Origin of the sequence: Pseudomonas sp. GZD-222 (assembly GCF_049310525.1) — a bacterium.
Classification (GTDB): Bacteria; Pseudomonadota; Gammaproteobacteria; order Pseudomonadales; family Pseudomonadaceae; genus Aquipseudomonas.
The window spans coordinates 84,604-109,550 of sequence record NZ_JBMOWO010000019.1 but is presented as its reverse complement, the minus strand read 5'-3'; the positions used below and the strand labels follow the sequence as shown (position 1 = coordinate 109,550).

Here is a 24,947-nt window from a genome sequence, read left to right as displayed (position 1 = left end):
AATGGGAAAACTCACGGGAAAAGCCCGCTCCCACAGACGGCGGGAGCGGGCTTGCCCCGCGATGCTTTTAGTGGTGCTCGCGAGTAGCGCGGAATTTCACATCCGGCCAGCGCTCTTCCATCAGCGCCAGGTTGACCCGGGTCGGGGCCAGGTAGGTCAGGTGACCACCACCGTCGATAGCCAGGTTTTCCACGGCCTTGTTCTTGAATTCCTCAAGCTTCTTCTTGTCGTCACAGGTGATCCAGCGCGCAGACCACACGGTGATCGGCTCGTAGGCGCATTCGACCTTGTACTCTTCCTTCAGGCGGCTGGCGACCACATCGAACTGCAGCACACCGACGGCGCCGAGGATGATGTCGTTGCTGCGCTCAGGGAAGAACACCTGGGTCGCACCCTCTTCGGCCAACTGCTGCAAGCCCTGGCGCAATTGCTTGGACTTGAGCGGGTCTTTCAGGCGTACGCGGCGGAACAGTTCCGGGGCGAAGTGCGGGATACCGGTGAAGCCCAGGGCTTCGCCTTCGGTGAAGGTATCGCCGATCTGGATGGTGCCATGGTTGTGCAAGCCGATGATGTCGCCGGCCCAGGCTTCTTCCAGTTGCTCACGCTCGGAGGAGAAGAAGGTCAGCGCGTCGCCGATCCGCACGTCCTTGCCGGTACGCACGTGACGCATCTTCATGCCCTTCTCGTACTTGCCCGAGCAGATGCGCATGAAGGCGATACGGTCGCGGTGCTTGGGGTCCATGTTCGCCTGGATCTTGAACACGAAACCGCTGAACTTCTCTTCGACCGGCTCGACGCTGCGCTCATTGGCCACGCGTGGCAATGGACGTGGCGCCCAGTCGACGACGGCATCGAGGACATGGTCAACACCGAAGTTACCCAGTGCAGTACCGAAGAACACCGGGGTCAATTCGCCGCGCATGAACTCGTCCTGGTCGAATTCGTGGCACGCGCCTTGAACCAGTTCCAGCTGCTCGAGGAAACGCTCGTACTCGTCACCCAGGTGCGCCCGGGCTTCGTCGGAGTCGAGTTTCTCGATGATTTTCACCTCGGTACGCTCGTGGCCGTGGCCCGGGGTGTAGACGATGATGTAGTCGCCGGCGAGGTGGTACACACCTTTGAAGTCGCGGTAGCAACCGATCGGCCAGGTGATCGGCGCGGCCTTGATCTTCAGTACTGCCTCGATCTCGTCGAGCAGTTCGATCGGATCGCGGATATCCCGGTCGAGCTTGTTGATGAAGCTGACAATCGGCGTGTCACGCAGACGGCAGACGTCCATCAGGGCGATGGTCCGTGGCTCTACACCTTTACCGCCGTCGAGCACCATCAGTGCCGAGTCGACCGCGGTCAGGGTGCGGTAGGTATCTTCGGAGAAGTCTTCGTGACCCGGGGTGTCGAGCAGGTTGATCATGTGCTCGCGATACGGGAACTGCATCACCGAGGTGGTGATGGAGATACCACGCTGCTTCTCCATTTCCATCCAGTCGGAGGTGGCATGGCGGTCGGACTTTCGCGATTTCACCGTACCGGCAACGGCAATTGCCTTACCCATCAGCAACAGCTTCTCGGTGATGGTGGTTTTACCCGCATCGGGGTGGGAAATAATAGCGAAGGTGCGGCGTTTCGCGACTTCGGCGGCCTGGTTGGTCATAGGAAATCGCCTGACAGGTGATTCAAAAAAAGGGTGCGGATTATAGCCCAAACTTACCCCTGAACTGAACCGTTGGGTGGATTAACGCTGGCCAAATGCTGCTTCAGATGGGAACCTTTACGGCTGTGGAGGCGTCCACTCCCCTGATATGCAATCGGTAGTGACCGTTCGTCAGGGTTGGTTTCACCGGCACCACGAGCCTGACGAGGCTTCGCTTATGGCGTGTTCCGCTCCGCTTCGGACAGCACGCTGCTTATCGCGATCGCACTGCCTGCCACCTGGAATGGTGGCCGCCACGGGAGTGCGTTCGCCGACAACAAAAGGAGTCCGCCTGTGGCTAAAAGCTATGGCAAGGGGCTGATGGGATGTGCCTTTGTGCTCGTCATCCTGGCCCTGCTGATCCACTGGATCGGCATTGATACGATCGCGCACTACCGCGCCGATCTGTGGTTCTACCTGCAAGCGCACCTGATGCTGGTGCTGCTGTCGATGGTGGCGGCGTTAGCCGTGGGCATACCCGCTGGGATTGCCTTGAGTCGACCACACCGGGTCGACCGCGCCGAACGCTTCATGCAGTTTTTCAATATTGGCAACACCATCCCCCCCTTGGCCGTTCTGGCCATTGCCCTGAGTTCCCTCGGCATTGGCGCCGGTCCCGCGATCTTCGCTTTGTTCCTCGCCTCCCTCCTGCCTATCGTGCGCAACACCTACGAGGGCCTGAAAAACGTTCCCGCCTCGCTCAAGGAAGCTGCCACCGGTATCGGCATGACACCCCGGCAACGCCTCTGGCAAGTCGAGCTACCCAATGCCGTGCCGATCATCATCGGCGGCGTGCGGGTGGCCCTGGCGATCAACGTCGGCACCGCACCGCTGTCGTTCCTGATCGGCGCCAACAGTCTGGGCAGCCTGATTTTCCCTGGCATCGCCCTGAACAATCAGCCGCAACTGCTGCTCGGCGCTGCCTGCACCGCTCTGCTCGCCCTCTTGCTCGACGCCCTGGTGGCCCAAGGCAGCCGGCGTTGGCTTGAACGCGGCCTGGCCCACTAAGCGAAGGAACTCCAATGAAAAGAATCGCCTTATTACTGGGCGCGGCCCTGCTGTTCTCGGGATTTGCCCAGGCCGCGACAAAACCTGTGATTCGCCTCGGCGCGCGGGTCTTCACTGAACAAACCGTGCTGGCGGAAATCACCGCCCGCTACCTCAATCAGAACGGCTTCGATGTGCGCATCACCGGTGGGCTGGGCAGCAATCTGGCGCGCAGCGCCCATGAAACCGGCCAGCTGGACATGGTCTGGGAGTACACCGGGGTATCGCTGGTGTCCTACAACCACATCGAGGAGCGCATGCCCAGCGCTGCCGCCACCTATGCCAAGGTCAAGGAACTGGATGCGCGCAAGGACCTGATCTGGCTGACACCTTCGAAGTTCAGCAATACCTATGCCCTGGCACTGCCGCGCAACATTGCCGAGCAGTATCCGCAAGTGAACAGCATCAGCCAGTTGAACCAGGTGCTGCGCGAGGAAAAAGACCGCAGCCATGTGGTGGCCCTGGACACCGAGTTTGCCAACCGCCCCGATGGTCTGGTCGGTCTCACCGAAACCTACGACCTGCAATTGACCCGCCGCAACATCCGTCAGATGGACGCTGGCCTGGTCTACACCGCGCTGCGCAACGGCCAGGTGTTCAGCGGCCTGGTCTACACCACCGACGGACGCCTGAGCGCCTTCGACCTCAAGCTGCTTGAAGACGACAAACACTACTTCCCCGACTACACCGCCGCCCCCGTGGTGCGCAAGGAAGTCCTCGACGCCCACCCGCAACTGGCCACCTTGCTCAAGCCGCTGGCCGAGCAACTGGATGACCAGACCATGCGCGAACTCAACGCCAAGGTCGACGTCGAGCACCAGAGTCCGGGCAAAGTCGCCGCCGAGTACCTGCGCCAGCATCCACCTGCACAGGAGCAGCCATGACCATGCTCGATACCTTCGCTCACCTGGACTGGGTCCAGGTCCTGCACCTGACCTGGCAGCACATCACCCTGGTCGGCATCGCCGTCAGCCTGGCGATTCTGTTCGGCGTACCGCTGGGCATCCTCATGACCCGCTTCCCTGCCCTCGCCGGCCCCTTGCAAGCCTGTGCCACGGTACTGCTGACCATCCCTTCGATTGCCCTGTTCGGTTTGCTGCTGCCGTTCTACTCCAAATTCGGCCAGGGCCTGGGGCCATTGCCGGCAATCACTGCGGTGTTTCTTTATTCACTTCTGCCGATCCTGCGTAACACCTACCTGGCACTCACCAACGTCGAGCCCGGCATCCGTGAAGCCGCACGCGGTATCGGCATGACCTTCGGCCAGCGCCTGCGCATGGTCGAACTGCCCATCGCCGTGCCGGTGATCCTCGCCGGTGTACGTACCGCCGTGGTCATGAACATTGGCGTCATGACCATCGCCGCCACCATTGGTGCCGGTGGCCTGGGTGTACTGATCCTGACTTCCATCAGCCGTAGCGACATGTCGATGCTGCTGGTCGGCGCCCTGCTGGTGAGCCTGCTGGCCATCTTCGCTGACCTGCTGCTGCAAACCCTGCAACGTGCCCTGACTCCAGAAGGACTGCGCAAATGATCGAACTTCAGCACCTGAGCAAGACCTTTCACGCCAACGGCAAAGACGTCAAAGCCGTCGACGCTGTCAGCCTGACCGTCAATGAAGGCGAAATCTGCGTGTTCCTCGGCCCGTCCGGTTGCGGCAAAAGCACCACGCTGAAAATGATCAACCGCCTGATTACGCCGACCTCCGGCAAGGTCCTGATCAACGGCGAAGACACCACCGGCCTTGATGAAGTGACCCTGCGCCGGCGCATCGGTTATGTGATCCAACAGATCGGTCTGTTCCCCAACATGACCATCGAGGAAAACATCACGGTGGTCCCGCGCCTGCTCGGTTGGGACAAGCAAAAGTGCCATGAGCGTGCCCGCGAACTGATGAGCATGATCAAACTCGAACCCAAGCAGTACCTGCAGCGCTACCCGCGCGAGCTGTCCGGAGGCCAGCAACAGCGCATCGGGGTGATCCGCGCCCTGGCCGCCGAAGCGCCTTTGCTGTTGATGGACGAACCCTTCGGCGCGGTCGACCCGATCAACCGCGAGATGATCCAGAACGAATTTTTCGAGATGCAGCGGGCACTGAACAAGACCGTGATCATGGTCAGCCATGACATCGACGAGGCGATCAAGCTGGGTGACAAGATTGCCATTTTCCGTGCCGGCAAACTGATCCAGATCGACCACCCCGACACGCTGCTGGCGCACCCGGCCGATGACTTTGTCAGCAACTTCGTCGGTCAGGACAGCACGCTCAAACGCCTGCTGCTGGTACGCGCCGAAGACGCTGCCGACAACGCGCCGTCAGTCAGCCCGGAAACGCCAGCCAACGATGCCGTGGAGCTGATGGACGAACATGACCGTCGCTACGTGGTGGTCACCGATGCGCAGAACAAGGCCATGGGCTATGTGCGTCGGCGTGACCTGCATCGCCAGCAAGGCAGTTGCAGCGATTTCCTGCGCACCTTCAACGCCACGGCGTCCCATGACGAGCACCTACGCATCCTGTTGTCGCGGATGTACGAGTTCAATCGTTCTTGGTTGCCGGTGCTCGATGCCGAGCAGGTGTTTCTGGGTGAGGTGACTCAGGAATCGATTGCCGCTTACCTGAGTTCGGGGCGTTCGCGTGGCGGCAAGACCTGCATCGTCTCGCCGGCTGAAGCACTGGCCTGACCGCCAGGAGGTGGGAGCGGGCTTGCCCCGCGATGCGTTTTGTCAGGCACAGCGCATCGCGGGGCAAGCCCGCTCCCACCGAGGGATCAGAACCCTACACTGGCCTGCACATAAAACGTGCGCGGCTCACCCAGGTAGATCCCCGAGTTGTTGTCGCTGGAACGGGTGTAGTACTGCTTGTCGAAGATGTTCTTCACCCCCGCCGCCAGCTTCAGGTTCGACAATTCCTGGCCGAAGTCGTAGCCGCCACGTGCCGCCCAGGTGACATAGCCAGGAATGTCGCCGTACTGACCGTCGGCGCTCGGCTCGGTGATGTAGTCGCCGTTGAAGCTGCCATCGGCATTCATCCCGGTACCCGGTGCACGCTGTTTCGATTGGGCGTAGGCATCCAGGTTCCAGGTCCAGCGATTGATCTGGTAACGCAGCCCGGCATTGACGATCTGCCGCGAATAGAACGGCAGGTCACGGCCCTTGAAGCCAGGAATCTCACCCTCGTAAGTCGCACGGGTGTAGGTGAACCCGGCATTGGCGCTCAAGCCCTGCAGGCGTGGATCAAGGCCCGACAGGTCGTAGTGCATCGACGCCTCGATACCCTGGTGCTTGGTCGCACCGAGGTTGGTCCAGCCGACATCGTTGCTGATGTACTGCAGTTCGTCATCGAAGTCGATGTAGAACGCCGTCAGCTCCCCACCCCAGGTGCCGTTGTTGTAACGGGTACCAATCTCGTAGGTCTTGGCTTTCTCCGGCTCCAGGCCATTGGCGGTCTGATCGCCGCTACCGCCCTGCCCCAGCTGGAAGTACTGCAGGCTGCCAAACGAGGTTTCATAGTTGGCGAACAGCTTCCACTCATCCGACAGGTGATACATCACGCTCAATGCTGGCAACGGTTCGTTGCTGGTGATGCTGCGGTTTTTCTCCTGCACCGGCTTGCCGTTGGCACCGATCACCGGGCGATCACGCCAATCGGTATTGATGTGCTCGAAGCGGATGCCCGGAGTGATGGTCCAGTTGCCGACATCGATCTTGTCGTCAATGTAGTAGGCACTGGCTTCAGTGCCACCGGTGCGGTCCTGGAACACATGGCCGTCAGAGCCCGGGATAGGGGTCGGTACGTTGTCGACCAGGCCCAGGCGTGTCGACTGTTCGTGCATCGCTTCCTTGAGGTAGCGATAGCCAACGCTGACCTCCTGGGTGGTCGGGCCGGCGAAGAAAATCCGCGAGACACGCGGCTCGATGGCAAAGGTGTGATAGCTGCGCGGGTACGAGGACAGGGTCTTCTGGTCGCGGGCGGCGATGCTGCTGCCACGGAAGCTGTCGGTGTAGTAGGTCTGGATCTCGAACTGGGTGACGTCGTCGATCTGGCGCAGGTACTTCAACGACACATCTTTACGGCGTCCACTGAAGTTGTCGTAGTCACGATCGGACTGGTACGGGTCGTCGTCGAACTGTGCCTGGGTCAGGCCGCCGGGCATATCAGCCTTGGCGTCGTAGTAGTGGAAGTTCAGCCACAACTCGTCACTGTCAGTGACCGCCCAATGGGTCTTGAGCAGCACGTCATCGATGTCGTTGCCGTTGTTGCTGCTGCGATAGCCATTGCCATTGACCCCGGAGTACAGCAAGGCCGCACCCAGACCGTTGTCGGCGGTACCGCCGAGAAAAGCCGACTCGATATGCTTCCAGCCACCATGGCGGGAAGTTTCCATGGTGGTGGACAGCTCACCGGTGGCTTTTTCGGGAATCGCCCGGGTGACGAAGTTGATCACCCCACCGACGTTCTGCGGGCCATAGCGCACGGAGCCGGCACCACGCACCACGTCGATGCTGTCGAGGTTGCCAGAGGAGATCGGCGCCATCGACAACTGCGGCTGACCGTAAGGGGCGAAGGCTGCCGGGATACCGTCGATGAGCACGGTGGAGCGCGGCGACAGACGCGAAGTCAGACCGCGCACCCCGACGTTTAGCGCAATGTCACTGCCACCGGTACCGTTCGAATCCTGCACCTGCACGCCGGGCACACCACGCAGCACATCGCGTACGTTCAGCGCGCCCTGCTCGATCATCGCCTCGCGACGGACCACCGTGCGCGCACCGGGATGGTTCTGGACCACGGTTTCCTCAGCGTTTCCCAGCCAGTCACCGACGACTTTGACGTCGGTCGGCGCCAGTTCGAGGCTGCCGGTCGTCAGGGTGCCAGTGCTCTGCGCAGGCTTGAGCACCACGGTGCCCTGGGAGATCTCGTAGGTCAGGCCGCTACCTTGCAGCAGCGTCTGCAGGGCCTGTTCCGGCGCCAGGGTGCCGGACACTTCCGGGGCTTGCTTGCCGGCCACCAGCTCCGGGCTGAAGAACAGCTGCAGCGATGTCTGCTGTCCCAGTTGGCTCAAGGCCGATGCCAGCGATTGCGCCGGGATCTGGATACTGGTTGCAGCCTGGTCGGCATAGCTGCTGGCGATACCGCCACTGACAGCCAGCGCCAGCGCCAGCGGCAGTAAACGGGAGCGAAAGCGAGGGGCAGAACGCGGGGAAAACTTGTTGTTGTTCACGTCGTCGAGACATCCTGAGAGGCCGGATAAAATGCCATCTGCATGCAAATGGAAATGCTTGGCAGTTGCAGTTGGCCAGGAAGACGAACAACTGAAAAAAAACCTGAATTTATTTTGAAATTATTTCGCTGGAGCCGTCGGCGTGGGTCCTGATGGCCACCGGCAGGATGCTCGGAAGCGCGCGCAACAACGCATCGGTGTCGTCACTGCTGAAGGTGCTGCTCAGGCGTAACGCCGCCACCTTGCCCGGTGTCACGCGCAGGGGTTGGGCTCGGTAGCGTGAGACTTCCTCGACCACTTCGCTCAACGGTGCGTCATTGAACACCAGCTTGCCCTTGCGCCAGGCGGTGAGTGCTGCAGCGTCCACGGCATAGGCTGGCGCGACGTTGCCCTGGGCATCGATCTGCGAGCCGAGCCCGGCACTGAGTAATACCTGGCTGTCACCACGGCCCTGCACCTTGACCGAGCCTTGTTCCACCGCGACGCGGGTGCGGGCTGGGTCCAGGCGCACATCGAAACGGGTACCGGTGACCGTGACCGTGCCATTGCCGGTATTCACGACAAAAGGCCGCGCCGTGTCATGGGCAACACTGAACATGACTTCACCCGCCGACAATTCGATGCGCCGTTGCCCGGCACTGAAATCGATTTTGACTTGTGTACGGCCATTGAGCTCCAACTGCGAACCGTCCGGTAGCTCGAGTTGACGGCGTTCGCCCAGGGTCGTTTGCAACTGATCCTGGTAGTTGAGTTGATGTTGCTGCCAGCCAAACCAGCCAAGCCCCACCGCTGCGGCGCCAACACCTGCGGCCAGCGCTTGCTGGATAAAGCGTCGACGCGGCAACTGCCGTACGGGATCGGCCTGGCACAAGGCCTCAAGGCGCGCACGCGGCAGCACATCGGCTGCACCCCAGAGCCGGGCGAGCAGATCGTATTCGTACTGATGCTGTGGGTGCTGCGCCAGCCAGGCGTCGAATTGTGCCTGCGTATCTGCAGCCAACGCCCCGTCACGGGTGCGGGCAAACCATTGGGCCGCCTGCTCGCGCACAGCCTCGGCGCCACAAAGGCACGCGTCCTGATTCATGAAAACATTCGCCTGACTCATCTCGTCGACACATCCAGCTGCTCACGCAGATGCCGGAGCGTGCGGATCATATACTTTTCGACCATGTTCTTGGTCAAGCCCATGCGTTCAGCGATTTCCGCCTGGGTCAGTCCCTCGAGCTTCTGCCAGATGAACACTCGCCGACAATTGAGCGGCAACTGCGCCAAAGCGCGCTCGACACTATCCGCCAGCTCGATGGCATGCATGTAAGCCTCCGGGTCGCCACTGGCGTCGGTTCCGGGATCGAAGATGTCCTGCTCCAGCGCCTGGCGCCGGTCTTCCCGGCGGTAACCATCCACGGCGATATTGCGCGCCGTCTGGTGCAGGTAGGCACGCGGCTGCTCGACTCCGTCCTGGTCATTTTCCAGGACCCGGACAAAGGCATCATGCGCAAGATCCTCAGCCTGCTGGCGATTGCGCAATTTGCGCGTCCAGGTGCCGATCAGCTCTTGGTAGTGGTCGAGAAAGCCTTTGTGTCGCGACACGGTACGGGTCTTCGCCAAGCGAGAGGAATCACGCGAATAGTAATGTTTCTTATTAAGCGGGGCAATTGAAGATCTTGGCAGGCGACGAAGCGTGAGTCAGGAAAAAAATGTGCTGTTGGCAAGGTGAAATCTGGCTGTTGAGTACGGAAAAAAAATTGAACGGCTGGCGGTTTTTCGCACAAAAACCAACGCACCTTTTACAGGCTGCGAACGGGGGTATTTTTCGCACTTTCGTCGCTAATTTCGTCGATCACACAGCGCACACGCCATTCAACCGGATAGCTGAAAGATCTCAGGGCTTATCGGTATTTTTAACGCTTTTGTCATCAAATTGAACATCTACTGTTTACCTGAGTCGGTTAGAAAGTGGCTGTGAAGGACGGGGCGACAGACGTGTGCAAAATCGCGACATTTTTTGTTGATCTTGAGCCCCTCAGGTCCTAAAGTTCGCGCCGAACGTCCATGCTGGAAACGATCCATCCGGCTCAAGTACTGACGACGAGACAGCAAGGTCACCCGTAGCTCGCTTTATCACGCACGGTGACCTTTTTGCTTTCGGCGACATGCCTTGGGAAGTAGGCGAACCAAAGTGGGGATACGGAGGGCGTTCAGTTGCAGCCACTTTTTTATTCAGTTTGCCCATGGAGTCCCTAAGCATGTCGATTCAGGTCGAAGACTACTTCGCGCGCGATACCTTTCAGAAAATGAAGGCGTTCGCCGACAAGCAAGAAACCCCGTTCGTACTCATCGACACCCAGATGATCAGTCAGGCTTACGACGACCTGCGCGCCGGTTTCGAATTCGCCAAGGTCTACTACGCGGTCAAGGCCAACCCGGCCGTTGAGATCATCGACCTGCTCAAGGAAAAAGGCTCGAGCTTCGACATCGCCTCGATCTATGAGCTGGACAAGGTCATGAGCCGTGGCGTCAGCGCTGATCGCATCAGCTATGGCAACACCATCAAGAAATCCAAGGACATCCGCTACTTCTACGAGAAGGGCGTGCGTCTGTACGCCACCGACTCCGAGGCCGACCTGCGCAACATCGCCAAAGCCGCGCCGGGCTCGAAAGTCTATGTGCGTATTCTCACCGAAGGCTCGACCACCGCTGACTGGCCGCTGTCGCGCAAGTTCGGCTGCCAGACCGATATGGCCATGGACCTGCTGATCCTTGCCCGTGACCTGGGCCTGGTGCCCTACGGTGTGTCTTTCCACGTCGGCTCGCAACAGCGCGACATCAGCGTCTGGGATGCGGCGATCGCCAAGGTCAAAGTGATCTTCGAGCGTCTCAAAGAAGAAGACGGCATCGAACTCAAGCTGATCAACATGGGTGGCGGCTTCCCGGCCAACTACATCACCCGCACCAACAGCCTGGAAACCTACGCTGAAGAAATCATCCGTTTCCTCAAGGAAGACTTCGGTGACGACCTGCCGGAAATCATCCTCGAACCAGGCCGTTCGCTGATCGCCAACGCTGGCATCCTGGTCAGTGAAGTGGTGCTGGTGGCGCGCAAGTCGCGCACTGCCGTCGAGCGTTGGGTGTACACCGACGTGGGCAAATTCTCCGGCCTGATCGAAACCATGGACGAGTCGATCAAGTTCCCGATCTGGACCGAGAAGAAAGGCGAGATGGAAGAAGTGGTGATTGCCGGCCCGACCTGCGACAGCGCCGACATCATGTACGAGCACTACAAGTACGGCCTGCCGCTGAACCTGGCCATCGGCGACCGCCTGTACTGGCTCTCGACCGGTGCCTATACCACCAGCTACAGCGCAGTCGAATTCAACGGCTTCCCGCCGCTGAAAGCCTACTACCTGTAATGCCTGTATCGGGCTGCTGAGCAGCCCATCGCGGGGCCGCTGCTGACTATCAGCAACGGCCCCGCGTTGCATTCAGCGCCCGGCTTCGAGTTGCGCCAAACGCTCTCGGTAGGCAATTGCCAGGCCACGGATTTCGGACTGCTCGGCGCGCTCCAAGGCTGGGCCGGCTACCCTCAGGAAATTCTCGTTGCCCGCGACTAACGCGCGCTGCAACCAGGTCAGGGCTTCTTGTGTTTGCCCCTGAGCCGCCAACACCCCGGCATGACTGAACTGTCCGCGAAAATCTCCGGTCTCAGCTGAACGCTGGTACCAACGCTGTGCGCCTGACACATCGAGCGGGCAATGCAGACCTTCCTCCAGATATCGTCCCAGCAGGTTCATCGACTTGGCATGACCGAGTTCGGCTGCTTGCCGATACCAGGCCAGCGCCGTCACGTGGTCCTGGGCAACACCCCGTCCGGTAGCGAGCATATTGGCGCGGTTGTACATCCCCCAGTCCAGCCCGGCTCGCGCCGCCCGCTCATAGTGACGAGCAGCCTGAGCAAGATCTACCTCCCCGCCCCAACCATGCTCCAGGCAACGCCCGAGCATGTTATCGGCCATGGCACTTCCACGCGCAGCGGCAATGGCAAACCATCGACGCGCCAAGGCTGGGTCTTTCTCGATGCCCCGACCATCGAGCAGAATCTGCCCGAGCAGTAACTGGGCCTCGATAATTTCCTCCCCTGCTGCGACCAGTAGTGCCTGAGCGGCACTGGCCGGGCTGTGCTCAAGCATCTGGGCAAGCTGTTCACTGTCCAGCTCCTGGCGACTACGCAATGCAAACGCCACGGTTCAGACCTCCACCCAGCGGCGTAGCAGGTTGTGATAAGTGCCAGTGAGCTGAATCAGCGCCGGGTGATCGGGCATATCGGCCGTCAGTGCCTGAATGGCGTTATCCATCTCGAACAGCAACGCGCGCTGGCTGTCTTCGCGTACGAGGCTCTGGGTCCAGAAGAACGCGGCATAGCGTGCACCACGGGTAACCGGGTTGACCTTGTGCAGACTGGTGCCCGGGTAGAGCACCAGGTCCCCTGCTGCCAGCTTCACCTGTTGTACGCCATAGGTATCCTGGATCACCAGTTCACCGCCGTCATAGTCCTCGGGGTTGCTCAGGAACAGGGTCGAGGAAAGATCGGTACGCACCCGCTCGTGGCTGCCACGGGGCTGGCGCAGGGCGTTATCAACATGAAAACCGAAATTGCCGCCTTCGCGATAGCAATTGATCAGCGGTGGAAAAACCTTGTGCGGCAGCGCTGCCGACATGAACCGCGGGTGCTGCCAGAGACGTTCGATCAACGCGGTGCCGATCTCTTTGGCCAAAGGGTGACCTTCGGGGAGTTGCAGGTTGTGCTTGGCCTTGGCCGACTGATAACCCGCCGTGATCTTGCCGTCGGCCCACTCGGTGTGCTCCAGCTCCTCACGGATACGCGTGACCTCCTCTTTAGAGAACAGCCCGGAAATGTGTAGCAGCATGGCGCAGGCACCTGAAAGCAGAAAAGACGTCAATGGTATTGATTCCCATTGGCATACTTCAAGCCCTTTCTGAGGGGTGCGACGTTTCAGCAACTGAAACCTGCAGTTACAAATTGTAAAGAATGTAAATTTCGAGCAAATAGCAATTTTTCTCAATTGTTACTCATATTTGTTTACATTATATTTCGCGGCCTTGAAACCTGGGGAAGGGGACCACCATGCCGCGTCACTACGTGCCAACCGCTGTCAGTTCACCACGCTTGCTCGCTTCCGCCATTGGTGTGGCGATTACCGCTACCTCTGCAGGGCATTTGGCTTATGCCGCAGATGCCGAGCCAGCCAAGAGCGGCGCGATTGCCCTGGACGCAACCAGCGTCACCGGTCAGGCCGATGCGGCAAACACCGGTTACAAGGTGGAAAGTGTTTCCTCACAGAAGTACACCGCGCCGTTGGTAGACATTCCGCGCAGCGTGACCGTGGTTCCTCAGCAAGTCATCAAGGATACCAATGCCCTCAACCTGCAGGACGCGCTGCGTACTGTGCCGGGCATCACCATGGGTGCGGGTGAAGGGGGCAACCCGTCGGGCGATCGACCCTTCATTCGTGGCTTCGACTCGCAGAGCTCGATGTACCTGGACGGTGTCCGTGACACCGGTTCGCAAACCCGCGAAATCTTTGCCATTGAGTCGGTAGAAGTGGCCAAAGGCCCGAACTCGGCTATCGGTGGACGTGGGGCAGCAGGTGGCACCATCAATCTGGTGAGCAAACGCGCCCACCTGGGTAACTCCACCGACGGCGCCTTTACCTGGGGCTCGGACCAGACCCAGCGCTACACCTTCGATGGCAACTATCAGTTCCTCGACACCGCGGCATTCCGCCTGAACCTGATGAGCCACGAGAGCAACGTCGCCGGGCGCGATGAAGTCAACTATGACCGTTGGGGGGTGGCACCGTCGCTGGTCTTCGGCCTGGGTACAGAAACCCGCCTGAGCCTGGACTACTACCACATGGAGAGCGATGACCTGCCAGACTCGGGCATCCCTTACAGCCTCAAGTCTGGCAGCTCCGGCAATCGCACCTCGGCGAACCCCGACAAGCCCACCGACGGCGGCGACAGCGACAACTTCTATGGCCTGGTGGGTCGCGACTTCTATAAAAGTCGCGCAGATATCGCCACCATCGCCCTGGAGCATGACCTGAGCGACGCGCTGACCATCAAGAACACCCTGCGTCACGGCAGCACCCTGCAGGACTACATCTACAGCCAGCCGGATGACAGCAAGGGCAACATCCTCAAAGGCGAAGTCTGGCGTCGCCCAAACAACCGGGTCGCCAATACCCGCACCACCACCAACCAGACCGACCTGTTCGGCGAGGTGTACATCGGTGGATTCAAGAACACCTTCTCCACCGGTATCGAGCTGAGCCGCGAAGCCTCGACCAAAGAAGGCTACGATGTTACCGGCTTCAAATCGGGTGACTGTTCCAAAGGTGAAGGCCTGATTCCTGGCGTGTGCACCTCGTTCCCCAACCCCGACCCAAATGAAGCATGGGGTGGAACCGTTAGCCGCACCGACGCAGGCGCCGACACTACCAGCAACACCCGCGCCATTTACCTGACCGACACCCTGGAACTGAACCCGGCCTGGCTGCTGACCATGGGCCTGCGTTACGACCATTTCGACACCAAGGCCAAGACCAATGTGGCTGGCGGCGCTACCAGCTTCAAGACCGAAGACACCAGCGAGTTCATCACCGGTCAATTGGGCCTGACCTGGAAGCCTACCGACAATGGCAGCGTCTACGTTTCCTATGCGACGTCGGCAACGCCGGCCGGCGCATCGCTGGGTGAAGGCAGCGACGGCAACCCCTTGCTGACCGCCACCACTACCAGCGAGCTGAAGCCCGAAGAAACCACCAATTATGAAATCGGTACCAAGTGGGATCTGTTGGAACAGCGCCTGAGCCTGACCGCAGCGATCTTCCGCACCGAGAAAGAAAATGCCCGGGTGCTGGTCGACGCCAATACCTACCAGAACGCCGGCAAAAGCCGCGTCGACGGCCTGGAGCTGACCGCTACCGGCAAGCTGACCAACGACTGGCAAGTGTTTGCGGGCTACACCTACATGGACGCCAAGCTGGTCGACGGCGGCGCCCAGACGGTGAACAAAGTACTGATCGACGGCTACAACGACGGCAACCAGATGCCCAACACGCCGAACAACAGCCTGACCTTGTGGACCACTTACAATGTCACGCCGAAACTCACCGTCGGTGGCGGTGCGTTCTATGTCGACGACGTGTTCGGTAACGTCACCAACAGCGTGATGGTCGACTCCTACTGGCGCTACGACGCCATGGCCAGCTACAAGCTGACCAAGAACGTCGACCTGCAGCTGAACGTGCAAAACCTCACCAACGAGGTCTACTACGACAAAGCCTACGCGGCTCACTACGCCAACCAGGCAGCCGGGCGCACGGCCCTGCTGACCACCAGCGTGCACTTCTGAGTGCGCTGACTGGCAAGCCCCGTTCATTTCGGTGAACGGGGCTTTTGTGTATCAAGGCATAATGCGCGACGCATTCGCTTTTGCGGTAAGACAAGGTGATTGATGTGTTGAAGAAATCGCTGTTCCAACTGCACTGGTTCTTCGGTATCACAGCCGGCCTGGTGCTGGCCTTGATGGGCATTACCGGGGCGATCTGGTCGTTCCAGGATGAACTGCTGCAGCTGTTCAACCCTGACGTGCTCAACGTCGAAGTACGCCAGGAAGGTGTACTGCCAATGCCTGAACTGGTGAAACGGATCGAGGCCGAACAGGGCGACAAGGTGGCCATGCTGTGGGTCCAGCCCCAAAGCGACAAGGCCGCACGCGTGTTCTTCACCCCGCCTCCCGGCGAACGCCGGGGCCTGATGCGCTACGCCGATCCGTACACCGGCAAGTTGCAGGGAGACGTCGCCGGCCAGGGTTTCTTCGACTTGATGTTGCAGCTACACCGTTTTCTGGCGATGGGCGACACCGGTCGGCAGATCACCGGCGCCTGTACGCTCATGCTGATTTTCTTCTGCCTCTCCGGCCTGTACTTGCGTTGGCCGCGCCAGGCACTGAACTGGCGGGTCTGGTTGACCCTGGACTGGGCGAAGAAGGGCCGTGCGTTCAATTGGGACCTGCATGCCGTATTCGGCACCTGGTGCCTGCTGTTCTATCTGCTGTTCGCCCTCACCGGCCTGTTCTGGTCTTATGAGTGGTACCGCGAAGGCCTGAACAAATTGCTTGCTGATGGCCCCGCCGCTGGCGAGCAGCACAAACGTGGCGAAGGCCGCGGGCGCCCAGGTGGCGCTCCGGGCAAAGACGCCAAGCCGCTGGTGGTCGACTACGATGCCGTCTGGAGCAGCCTGCAAGCTGCCGCCGGCCCGGCGATGAGCAGTTACAACCTGCGCCTGCCCCCTGCTGGCGGACAACCGGCAACCCTCTTCTACCTGCTCGAAGGCGCCGAGCACGAACGCGCGCTCAATACCCTGACCATCGACCCGGCCAATGGCCAGGTGAAAAAACACGATCGCTACGCCGACAAGTCGTTCAAAGCGCAACTGCTGGCCAGCGTCTACGCCCTGCACGTCGGCAGCTACTTCGGCCTGACCGGACGAATTTTGGTGACGATCGCCAGCCTGACCATGCCACTGTTCTTTGTCACCGGCTGGCTGCTCTACCTTGATCGTCGCCGCAAGAAGCGCCAGGTCCGCGCTGCCCGCAGCAGCCTGGCGCCATCCAGCGCTCAGAGTGACAGCTGGCTGGTGGGTTTTGCCAGCCAGAGCGGTTTCGCCGAGCAGCTGGCCTGGCAGAGTGCCGGGCAACTGCAGGCGGCCGGCTTGCCGGTGCAGGTGCGACCACTGGCCGAGTTGACCGAAAGCGATCTCAACCAGGCTCAACGCGCACTGTTCGTGGTCAGTACCTTCGGCGATGGCGAGGCACCGGACAGTGCCCGCGGTTTCGAACGTAAAGTTCTTGGCCAACCCTGGGCGCTGGACAACCTGAACTACGCCCTGCTCGCCCTTGGTGACCGGCAGTACCCGCATTTCTGTGGCTTTGCCCGACGCCTGCAGGCCTGGCTTGGCGAGCGTGGCGCCACCAGTGCATTCGCCACGGTGGAAGTCGACAGTGCCGACCCGACTGCCCTGCAGCGTTGGCAACAGCAACTGGCTGAGCTGACTGGCAGCAAGCCACCAGCCGCCTGGCAGGCGCCGGTGTTCAGCAACTGGACCTTGGTTCAACGCACCTTGATGAACCCTGGCAGCCAGGGCTCAGCCGTGTATCTGCTCGGGCTCACGCCAGAGCAGCCCGCACAGTGGCTGGCCGGTGACCTGGTGGAGATCCTGCCACGCAACAGTCCCGGCAACCTTGAACAATTCCTGCGTGGCCTGGGTCTTGATGGCGAATCCCGCGTGCAGCTCGACGGCTTGCAAGAGAGCCTGCTCCAGGCCCTGGCCAGCCGGCAGTTGCCCAAGAGCCGCGAGCACCTGGTCGGCCTGCACGCCCAGGCCTTGGTCGACGCACTGATTCCGCTGGCCGCACGGGAATACTCGATCGCCTCGATTGCCAGCGATGGCGTGCTGGAACTGATTGTCCGCCAGGAGCGCCACCCAGATGGCAGCCTCGGGCTTGGCTCCGGCTGGCTGACCGAGCACCTGGCTGTGAATAACAGTGTCAGCTTGCGCTTGCGCAGCAACAGCGGTTTCCATTTACCGGCAGCGGCGACACCGATGATCCTGATCGGCAACGGTACAGGTCTGGCCGGGTTGCGCAGCTTGCTCAAAGCGCGAATTGCTGCGGGCGAACAGCGTAACTGGCTGCTGTTCGGTGAGCGCAATCAGGCGCATGACTTCCTCTGTGCAGACGAGCTGCAGGGATGGTTGCGCAACGGTGATCTGGCGCGCCTGGACCTGGCCTTCTCCCGTGACCAGGCGCACAAGGTCTACGTTCAGGATCGCCTGCGTGAACAGGCAGATGAGCTGCGCCGCTGGTTGGACGAAGGGGCGTCGATCTATATCTGCGGCAGCCTGCAAGGGATGGCCAGCGGGGTTGATAAGGTGTTGAACGAGGTGCTTGGGGCTGTAGAGGTTGAGCGCTTGATTGAGCTTGGGCGCTATCGGCGGGATGTGTATTGATTATCGCGGGGCAAGCCCGCTCCCACCGGGAGATCACCTCCAGCCGGGTGGGAGCGGCGGTGCGACGATTCGACTTGCCCCGCGATCGCGATCAGTGCAGTTCGAACGTATCAGCATCCAGATTGGCCGGGAAGCGCGTGCGATACGTCGCCAGGTCGGCCGCGCTCAACACCACCGTGAACACACCATCGGCCTCCCCTGCACTGAGCAGGCTCTCGCCCTGGAAGTCCAGCACCTGGCTGTCGCCTGAGTAGGCAAAGCCCTTGCCGTCAGTACCGACCCGGTTCACCGCCGCCACATAACACAGGTTTTCGATGCCCCGTGCGGGCAACAAGCGGTTCCAGTGCTGGCGCCGTGCGGCAGGCCAGTTGGCGGTGTACAACAGCAGATCGGTATCCTGCGCATCGCGGCTCCACACCGGAAAACGCAGGTCGTAGCAAATCAGCGTACGCACCCGCCAGCCCTTGACCTCGAACTGCACCTGGCGCTCGCCAGGGGTGTAGTGCTTGTGTTCTCCGGCCATGCGGAACAAGTGGCGTTTGTCGTAGAACAGGATCTCGCCATCCGGACGCGCCCACAGCAAGCGGTTACGGTGACTGCCATCAGCCGCCTGGATAATCACGCTGCCAGTGACCACAGCATCGAGTTTTTTCGCCTGGCTCTTGAGCCACTTGTAGGTCGGGCCGTTTTCCGGCTCGGCCAGGCTTTCGGAATCCATTGAAAACCCGGTGGTGAACATCTCCGGCAAGATAATCAGATCAGCGCCACGAGCCTGTTCCAACAAGCCTTCAAAATGCTCGTAGTTGGCCAGGCGGTCCTGCCAGGCCAGGGTTGTCTGGACCAGGGCAACTTTCAGGTTCGGCAGAGCACTCAGATCGCGCATAACTTCTCCGCTGCCTGACGCAGCGTCTCCTCGCGTTTGGCAAAACACAGGCGCACCAGGCGCTGCTCGGGAATGGGTTGCTGGTAGAACACCGACACCGGAATGGTCGCCACCCCGTGTTCCCGGGTCAACCACAGGGACATCTCGACGTCGTTCAGGTCCGGGCGGATGGCGGAATAGTCGACCAGCTGGAAGTAGGTACCGGCGGTGCGGGTGAACTGGAAGCGCGAAGGCGCCAACAGGTCGCAGAACAGATCGCGCTTGGCCTGGTAGAACGCCGGGAGTTCTTCGACGTGCTCTGGATGCTCGGCCATGAAATCGGCCAGGGCCCATTGCAGTGGGGTCACACCGCAGAAGTTGACGTACTGATGGACCTTGCGCAGTTCGGCGCTCAGGGCTGGCGGTGCAACCACATAACCGGTCTTCCAGCCGGTGACGTGATACGTCTTGCCGAATGAGCTGACGACAAAGGCACGCTGGTAGAGCGCTTCGACGGCCAGCACACTGGCGTGTTGCACACCGTCAAACACCAGGTGCTCATAGACCTCATCGCTGATCAGGTAGATATCGCGGTCGGCAATCAACAGTGCCAGTTTGTCCAGATCATCACGGCTGAACAACGCGCCCGTTGGGTTGTGCGGCGAGTTGAGAATGATCATCCGCGTATGCGGGCTCAGGGCATCGGTGAGCTTCTGCCAGTCGATGGCAAATTGTCCGTCGCTGAGCTGAACATGCACGCAGCGTCCACCGGCGAGTTCAACCGAAGGCTCGTAACTGTCGTAGCACGGGTCGAAAACAATGACTTCGTCACCAGCTCGAATCACCGCATGGATCGCGCAGAAGATTGCTTCGGTGGCACCCGGGGTGATGGTGACCTCGGTTTCGGCATCGACACTGACGCCATAGCTTCGGGCAATCTTGGTCGCCACTTGCTGGCGCAAGGCAGGCAGACCGGTCATCGGGCAATACTGATTATGACCGGCAGCGATATGCCGACCGGCTGCATCGAGCAGGGCCTGGGGGCCATTGAAATCGGGAAAACCCTGGGACAGGTTCAAGGCGCCGGTTTGCACGGCGAGTTGCGACATGGTGGTAAAGATGGTCGTGCCGACGTTCGGCAACTTGCTACTGATCATGGAGCCCTCTTTCCTGCTGAACAATCCGGCGGTCAGAGACCGAGCATAGCGGATTGAGTGGGCAGGAAAAAGGTTGAAACAGTCGCAGTCCGCAGGTAATCGCGGGACAAGCCCCCTCCCACAGGTTTTAGTAAACCGTTGGGAGCGGGCTTGCCCCGCGATGCATTCAGCGTTTGTCTTTACGCTTCTTCTCGGCTTTTTTGTGGTGCGACATCAAGCGGCGCTTCTTGTTGACCTGGCGGTCGGTCAAGGCGTTCTTGTTGCCTTCGTATGGGTTCTCACCACCCTTGTACTCGATGCGGATCGGCGTACCGACCAGCTTGAGCACACGGCGATAGGTGTTTTCCAGGTAGCGCGAGTAGGACTTGGGTACTTTCTCGACCTGGTTACCGTGGATCACGATGATCGGCGGGTTGGCGCCACCCAGGTGGGCGTAGCGCAGCTTGATCCGGCGACCGTTGACCATCGGCGGCTGGTGATCGCTGATCGCGTCTTCAAGGATCTGCGTCAGGCGGCTGGTCGGCCAGCGGGTGACCGCCGACTTGAAGGAATTCTGTACCGACTGGTACAGGTTACCCACACCAGTGCCGTGCAGCGCCGAAATGAAGTGGATGTCGGCGAAGTCGACGAAAAACAGCCGGCGTTCCAGCTCGGTCTTCACGTAGTCGCGTTCACCCGGTTGCATGCCATCCCACTTGTTCAGGGCGATGACGATGGCGCGACCAGCTTCCAGGGCAAAGCCCAGCAGGTTCAGATCATGGTCCACCACGCCTTCGCGGGCATCCATGACGAAGATGACCACGTTGGCATCCTTGATCGCCTGCAGGGTCTTGACCACCGAGAACTTTTCAACTTCCTCGTGGATCTTGCCGCGCTTGCGCACGCCTGCGGTGTCGATCAGGGTGTACTTCTCTTCGTTACGCTCGAAGGGAATGTAAATACTGTCGCGCGTGGTGCCTGGCTGGTCGTAGACGATAACCCGGTCTTCACCGAGCATGCGATTGACCAGGGTCGACTTGCCGACGTTCGGACGGCCGATGATGGCAATCTTGATGCCATCTTTCTCGCTCGGGCCAGGGATGCGCACCGCTTCCTCGCCTTCGGCGACGTCGGTATCGATCTCTTCAACATTGTCCCGCGGGAAGTCGCTGAGCACGGCTTCAAGCAGGTTGTTGACGCCACGGCCCTGAGCGCCGGCGACGCCAATGGCGTTACCCATGCCCAACGGCGAGAACTCGGCGATAGCGATCTGCGGATCGATGTTGTCGATCTTGTTCGCTACCAGGAACGAGCGCTTGTTGCGCTTGCGCAGGTGCTCGGAAATCATCTGGTCGGCGGCGGTCAGGCCGGCACGGGCATCCACCAGGAACAGCACCACATCGGCTTCTTCGATGGCCAGCAGCGACTGCTCGGCCATTTTTTCGTCCATGCCGTGCTCGTCACCGGAAATACCGCCGGTGTCGACCAGGATGTACGAACGGCCTTGCCAGATTGCTTCACCGTACTGGCGGTCGCGGGTCAGCCCGGACAGGTCGCCGACGATAGCGTCGCGGGTCCTGGTCAGGCGGTTGAACATGGTGGATTTACCGACGTTCGGTCGGCCCACCAGGGCAATTACGGGAACCATTCGGCTCTCCACTTCATAAATTCGGAAAATACAAAGGCCGCTGCACTGCAGCGGCCGGAGTTCGAGCGGCACCCGAAGTGCCGCAGCCCGAGGCCTGCATGGCCTCAAGCATAGCCTCAGCGGATGGTCAGCGCCTCGAGCTTGCCGCTGTTGCCGTACACATAGATGGTGTCACCCACCACCAGCGGACGGGCGCGCAGGCCATCGCTGTCGATACGCTCACGACCGACGAAGCGACCATCGACCTGGCTGAGCAGGTGCAGGTAGCCTTCCAGGTCACCTACCGCTACATAGCTGGAAAACACTTCCGGCGCCGACAGTTGGCGACGGGCCAGCGAGTCGTTGCTCCACAGGGCGCTCGAGGAGCGCTCGTCGATACCTTCCACGGTACCCGAAGCCAGGCTCACGTAGACGTTACCGAAACCTTGAGCCACACCGGTGTAGCTGGACGCATCACGCTGCCACAGCACACGGCCGCTTTCCAGATCCAGGCCGGCAACCCGCCCCTGATAGCTGGTCACGTACAAGGTACCGCCAGACAGCAACAGGCCACCGTCGATATCGACAACGCGGTCCAGCTCCGAGCGACCTTGAGGGATGGCAACGCGCTGTTCCCAGACCGGCACACCGTTGCGGGTATCCAGAGCCACGACCTTGCCGGTCGACAGACCGGCGACAGCCAGCTGGTTGGTCACGACTGGCGCACCGGTACCACGCAGGGTCAGTACTGCCGGGGTGCTTTCGTAGATCCAGCGACGGTCACCGGTGCTGGCATCCAGGCCAATCACACGGTCGTCCTGGGTCTGCACCACGACCACATCGCCGTTGGTAGCAGGTGGTGCCAGGACTTCACTGGTCACCCGCGAACGCCAGCGTTCTTCACCGGTGCTGGCATCCAGAGCGATCACGTCGCCCTTGAGGGTACCCAGCATGACCATGCCGTAACCCACGCCTACGGCGCCGGACACAGGCAGTTCGAGGTCCTTTTTCCAGGCCACGTCACCGTTGTTACGGTCCATGGCCATCACCACGCCAGTTACATCGGCAGCGTAGATGCGATCGTTCTCGATCGCCGGGACCAGCATGTTGAAGGACTCACCCTGACCGTCACCGATCGAACGACTCCACTGCTTCTTCAGGACCACCTCTTCGGTGAACTTGGTCAGCTCGGCCGGCGGCAATTCCTTTTTGCTGTTGCTGCTGCAACCCGCGGCCAGAATGGCCAGGGTCAGCACTGCTGCATGTTTCCAACCGATCACGTCACGCATCCCCTTTGGCCAGGTCGTCGAGCTTGAGTTGCAAACCACCGATCGCGGCGTCGTCAGACAGCGCGGCCTTGGCCTTTTCGTAAGCGCTATGAGCATCGGCAGCACGACCCAGCTGTACCAGCAGGTCGCCCTTGAGCTCTTCACGGCTGGCCAGGAATGCCTTGTCGGCATCGCCTTCCAGCAGTTTCAGGGCCTCGTCGACCTTGCTTTGCGCGGCCAGAACACGGGCCAGACGCTGACGGGCGATCTCGCCCAGGGTGGCATCTGCCGGCTTGTCGACGATCGACTTGAGCTCAGCGGCAGCGTCATCAAGCTTGCCGGCCTCGACCGCGACCTTGGCCACGAACAGGCTGCCGTACTGCGCATAGGCAGAACCGCCGAACTCGTTCTTGAGCTTGCCAGACAACTCGGCGACTTTAGCCGCATCCGGCTCACCGCTTGGCGTCAGGGTGGTTTCCAGCAGGGCCTGATAGAGGTTCGAGGCGCCTTGCGACTGGTTACCCTGGTACTTCTGGAAAGCTTGCCAGCCGAACACTATCACCAGTGCCAGCAGGCCGCCGGTTACCAGTGGCTTGCCGTTACGCTGCCACCAGTCCTTGAATGCCGCCAGCTGTTCATCATCGGTACTCGACACCCCAATACTCCTTTTCACCAAATCGGCTGTTGACCCGCTTCACGCCTGCGCGAGGGAAGCTTCCAGGTGCTCTGCCAGAGCATCCCAGGCAATGTTTTGTTGTTCGCCCTGGCCACGCAGGGGTTTGAAACCTACCACTTGTTGCGCCAGTTCGTCGTCCCCCAGGATCAAGGCGAACAGGGCGTTACTCTTGTCTGCCTTCTTGAACTGGCTCTTGAAGCTGCCGGCACCGGCATTGACCTGCAGACGCAGGTTCGGCAGGCGATCACGCAGACGCTCGCTCAGGGCCAGGCCCGCCAGCTCTGCCTGCTCACCGAAAGCGCACAGGTAGACATCAACCTGACGGTTGATCGACTCGGGTACCTGCTCCAGGGTTTCCAGCAGCAGGATCAAGCGTTCGATGCCCATGGCGAAACCGACGCCCGGGGTGGGCTTGCCGCCCATCTGCTCAACCAGGCCGTCGTAGCGGCCACCGGCGCAGACAGTGCCTTGGGAGCCGAGCTTGTCGGTGACCCACTCGAACACGGTCTTGCTGTAGTAGTCCAGGCCACGTACCAGCTTGGTATTGATCACGAACGGGATACCGGCGGCATCCAGGCGAGCCTTGAGGCCATCGAAATGCACCCGCGACTCTTCGTCCAGGTAGTCTTCGAGCTTCGGCGCACCGACCAGCACCGCCTGGGTGTTGGCGTCCTTGCTGTCGAGGATGCGCAGCGGATTGGTCTTCAGGCGACGCTGGCTGTCTTCGTCCAGTTGCTCCAGACGCGCCGAGAGGAACTCGACCAGCGCATCACGGTAGCGGGCACGGGCTTCGCTGGTACCCAGGCTGTTGAGTTCCAGCTTTACCGCGTCGCGGATGCCCAGCAGGCCCCACAGACGCCAGGTAAGCACGATCAGCTCGGCGTCGATGTCCGGACCGTCGAGGTTGAAGACTTCGACACCGATCTGGTTGAACTGGCGATAACGGCCTTTTTGCGGGCGCTCGTGGCGGAACATCTGGCCGATGTACCAGAGTTTCTGTACCTGGCCGCCGCCGCTGATGCCGTGCTCGAGCACCGCACGTACGCAGGCCGCGGTACCTTCCGGACGCAGGGTCAGGGAGTCACCGTTACGGTCGGCGAAGGTGTACATCTCTTTTTCGACGATATCGGTCACTTCACCGATCGAGCGCTTGAACAGCTCGGTGAACTCGACGATCGGCGTGCGGATCTGACGATAGCCGTAGGTGTCCAGCAGGCCGGCCACGGTGCTCTCGAAATAGCGCCACAGCGGGGTCTGCTCGGGCAGAATGTCGTTCATGCCACGGATGGCTTGCAGCGATTTACTCACGGAAAATCCTTTCGAA

General features: G+C 60.7%; 19 protein-coding genes. 7 read left to right on the top strand and 12 right to left on the bottom strand.

Annotation, left to right across the window (positions count from 1 at the left end; genetic code table 11):
- Window positions 1-67 precede the first annotated feature (67 nt).
- Window positions 68-1,651: a peptide chain release factor 3 gene (locus ACO6VD_RS04095; protein WP_422417202.1), complete on the bottom strand. Its 1,584-nt coding sequence runs from the start codon at window positions 1,649-1,651 to the stop codon at window positions 68-70.
- 333 nt (window positions 1,652-1,984) lie between these two features.
- On the opposite strand from ACO6VD_RS04095, the gene ACO6VD_RS04090 reads away from it, so the two are divergent.
- Genes ACO6VD_RS04090 through ACO6VD_RS04075 form a run of 4 tightly spaced genes read left to right on the top strand, consistent with a single transcriptional unit; the run spans window position 1,985 to window position 5,422 of the window.
- The gene (locus ACO6VD_RS04090; protein WP_422417201.1) at window positions 1,985-2,698 is read left to right on the top strand and encodes an ABC transporter permease; all 714 of its coding nucleotides are present in this window, start codon (window positions 1,985-1,987) and stop codon (window positions 2,696-2,698) included.
- A gap of 14 nt (window positions 2,699-2,712) precedes the next feature.
- Window positions 2,713-3,621 carry a glycine betaine ABC transporter substrate-binding protein gene (locus ACO6VD_RS04085; RefSeq protein WP_422417199.1) on the top strand — a complete coding sequence of 303 codons (909 nt, stop codon included), beginning with the start codon at window positions 2,713-2,715 and terminating at the stop codon, window positions 3,619-3,621.
- Entirely contained in the window at window positions 3,618-4,271 is a 654-nt protein-coding gene (locus ACO6VD_RS04080; protein ID WP_422417197.1) for an ABC transporter permease, read from the top strand. Before ACO6VD_RS04085 ends, ACO6VD_RS04080 begins: the two co-directional genes overlap by 4 nt.
- Window positions 4,268-5,422: a betaine/proline/choline family ABC transporter ATP-binding protein gene (locus ACO6VD_RS04075; protein ID WP_422417195.1), complete on the top strand. Its 1,155-nt coding sequence runs from the start codon at window positions 4,268-4,270 to the stop codon at window positions 5,420-5,422. The genes ACO6VD_RS04080 and ACO6VD_RS04075 overlap by 4 nt, the downstream gene beginning before the upstream one ends.
- A gap of 86 nt (window positions 5,423-5,508) precedes the next feature.
- Here the strand turns inward: ACO6VD_RS04075 and ACO6VD_RS04070 are convergent, their stop codons facing one another.
- The 3 genes from ACO6VD_RS04070 to ACO6VD_RS04060 form a co-directional block, all read right to left on the bottom strand.
- Complete coding sequence (locus tag ACO6VD_RS04070) at window positions 5,509-7,962, bottom strand: TonB-dependent siderophore receptor (RefSeq protein WP_422417193.1); 2,454 nt, start codon at window positions 7,960-7,962, stop codon at window positions 5,509-5,511.
- A gap of 109 nt (window positions 7,963-8,071) precedes the next feature.
- On the bottom strand, window positions 8,072-9,046 hold the full coding sequence (locus tag ACO6VD_RS04065) for a FecR family protein (RefSeq protein WP_422417191.1): 975 nt from the start codon (window positions 9,044-9,046) through the stop codon (window positions 8,072-8,074).
- Between the two features lie 17 nt (window positions 9,047-9,063).
- Window positions 9,064-9,552, bottom strand: a complete 489-nt coding sequence (locus ACO6VD_RS04060) for an RNA polymerase sigma factor (RefSeq protein ID WP_422417189.1) — start codon at window positions 9,550-9,552, stop codon at window positions 9,064-9,066.
- A gap of 656 nt (window positions 9,553-10,208) precedes the next feature.
- Here ACO6VD_RS04060 and ACO6VD_RS04055 point away from each other — a divergent pair.
- Complete coding sequence (locus tag ACO6VD_RS04055; RefSeq protein WP_197875780.1) at window positions 10,209-11,372, top strand: type III PLP-dependent enzyme; 1,164 nt, start codon at window positions 10,209-10,211, stop codon at window positions 11,370-11,372.
- Window positions 11,373-11,444: 72 nt separating this feature from the next.
- On the opposite strand, the gene ACO6VD_RS04050 is transcribed toward ACO6VD_RS04055, so the two are convergent.
- Window positions 11,445-12,203 (bottom strand): tetratricopeptide repeat protein, encoded by a 759-nt coding sequence (locus tag ACO6VD_RS04050; RefSeq protein ID WP_422417187.1) that lies wholly within the window; start codon window positions 12,201-12,203, stop codon window positions 11,445-11,447.
- Window positions 12,204-12,206: 3 nt separating this feature from the next.
- Complete coding sequence (locus tag ACO6VD_RS04045) at window positions 12,207-12,887, bottom strand: Fe2+-dependent dioxygenase (protein WP_422417185.1); 681 nt, start codon at window positions 12,885-12,887, stop codon at window positions 12,207-12,209.
- 218 nt (window positions 12,888-13,105) lie between these two features.
- On the opposite strand from ACO6VD_RS04045, the gene ACO6VD_RS04040 reads away from it, so the two are divergent.
- Window positions 13,106-15,397, top strand: coding sequence for a TonB-dependent receptor (locus tag ACO6VD_RS04040; RefSeq protein WP_422417184.1), 2,292 nt, complete (start codon window positions 13,106-13,108; stop codon window positions 15,395-15,397).
- Window positions 15,398-15,501: 104 nt separating this feature from the next.
- Window positions 15,502-18,054: a PepSY domain-containing protein gene (locus tag ACO6VD_RS04035; RefSeq protein WP_422417182.1), complete on the top strand. Its 2,553-nt coding sequence runs from the start codon at window positions 15,502-15,504 to the stop codon at window positions 18,052-18,054.
- A gap of 91 nt (window positions 18,055-18,145) precedes the next feature.
- On the opposite strand, the gene ACO6VD_RS04030 is transcribed toward ACO6VD_RS04035, so the two are convergent.
- The 6 genes from ACO6VD_RS04030 to hisS form a co-directional block, all read right to left on the bottom strand.
- Window positions 18,146-18,937: an amidohydrolase gene (locus tag ACO6VD_RS04030; RefSeq protein WP_422417180.1), complete on the bottom strand. Its 792-nt coding sequence runs from the start codon at window positions 18,935-18,937 to the stop codon at window positions 18,146-18,148.
- Window positions 18,925-20,073, bottom strand: a complete 1,149-nt coding sequence (locus ACO6VD_RS04025; protein ID WP_422417178.1) for a pyridoxal phosphate-dependent aminotransferase — start codon at window positions 20,071-20,073, stop codon at window positions 18,925-18,927. Before ACO6VD_RS04025 ends, ACO6VD_RS04030 begins: the two co-directional genes overlap by 13 nt.
- Before the next feature lie 166 nt (window positions 20,074-20,239).
- Window positions 20,240-21,700 carry a ribosome biogenesis GTPase Der gene (der, locus tag ACO6VD_RS04020; protein ID WP_422417176.1) on the bottom strand — a complete coding sequence of 487 codons (1,461 nt, stop codon included), beginning with the start codon at window positions 21,698-21,700 and terminating at the stop codon, window positions 20,240-20,242.
- A 116-nt stretch (window positions 21,701-21,816) separates the two neighbouring features.
- Window positions 21,817-22,968 carry an outer membrane protein assembly factor BamB gene (gene bamB, locus ACO6VD_RS04015; RefSeq protein WP_400170894.1) on the bottom strand — a complete coding sequence of 384 codons (1,152 nt, stop codon included), beginning with the start codon at window positions 22,966-22,968 and terminating at the stop codon, window positions 21,817-21,819.
- Window positions 22,961-23,602: a YfgM family protein gene (locus ACO6VD_RS04010; RefSeq protein ID WP_422417174.1), complete on the bottom strand. Its 642-nt coding sequence runs from the start codon at window positions 23,600-23,602 to the stop codon at window positions 22,961-22,963. The genes bamB and ACO6VD_RS04010 overlap by 8 nt, the downstream gene beginning before the upstream one ends.
- A gap of 39 nt (window positions 23,603-23,641) precedes the next feature.
- The gene (gene hisS / locus ACO6VD_RS04005) at window positions 23,642-24,931 is read right to left on the bottom strand and encodes a histidine--tRNA ligase (protein ID WP_157194055.1); all 1,290 of its coding nucleotides are present in this window, start codon (window positions 24,929-24,931) and stop codon (window positions 23,642-23,644) included.
- Between the last annotated feature and the right edge of the window lie 16 nt (window positions 24,932-24,947).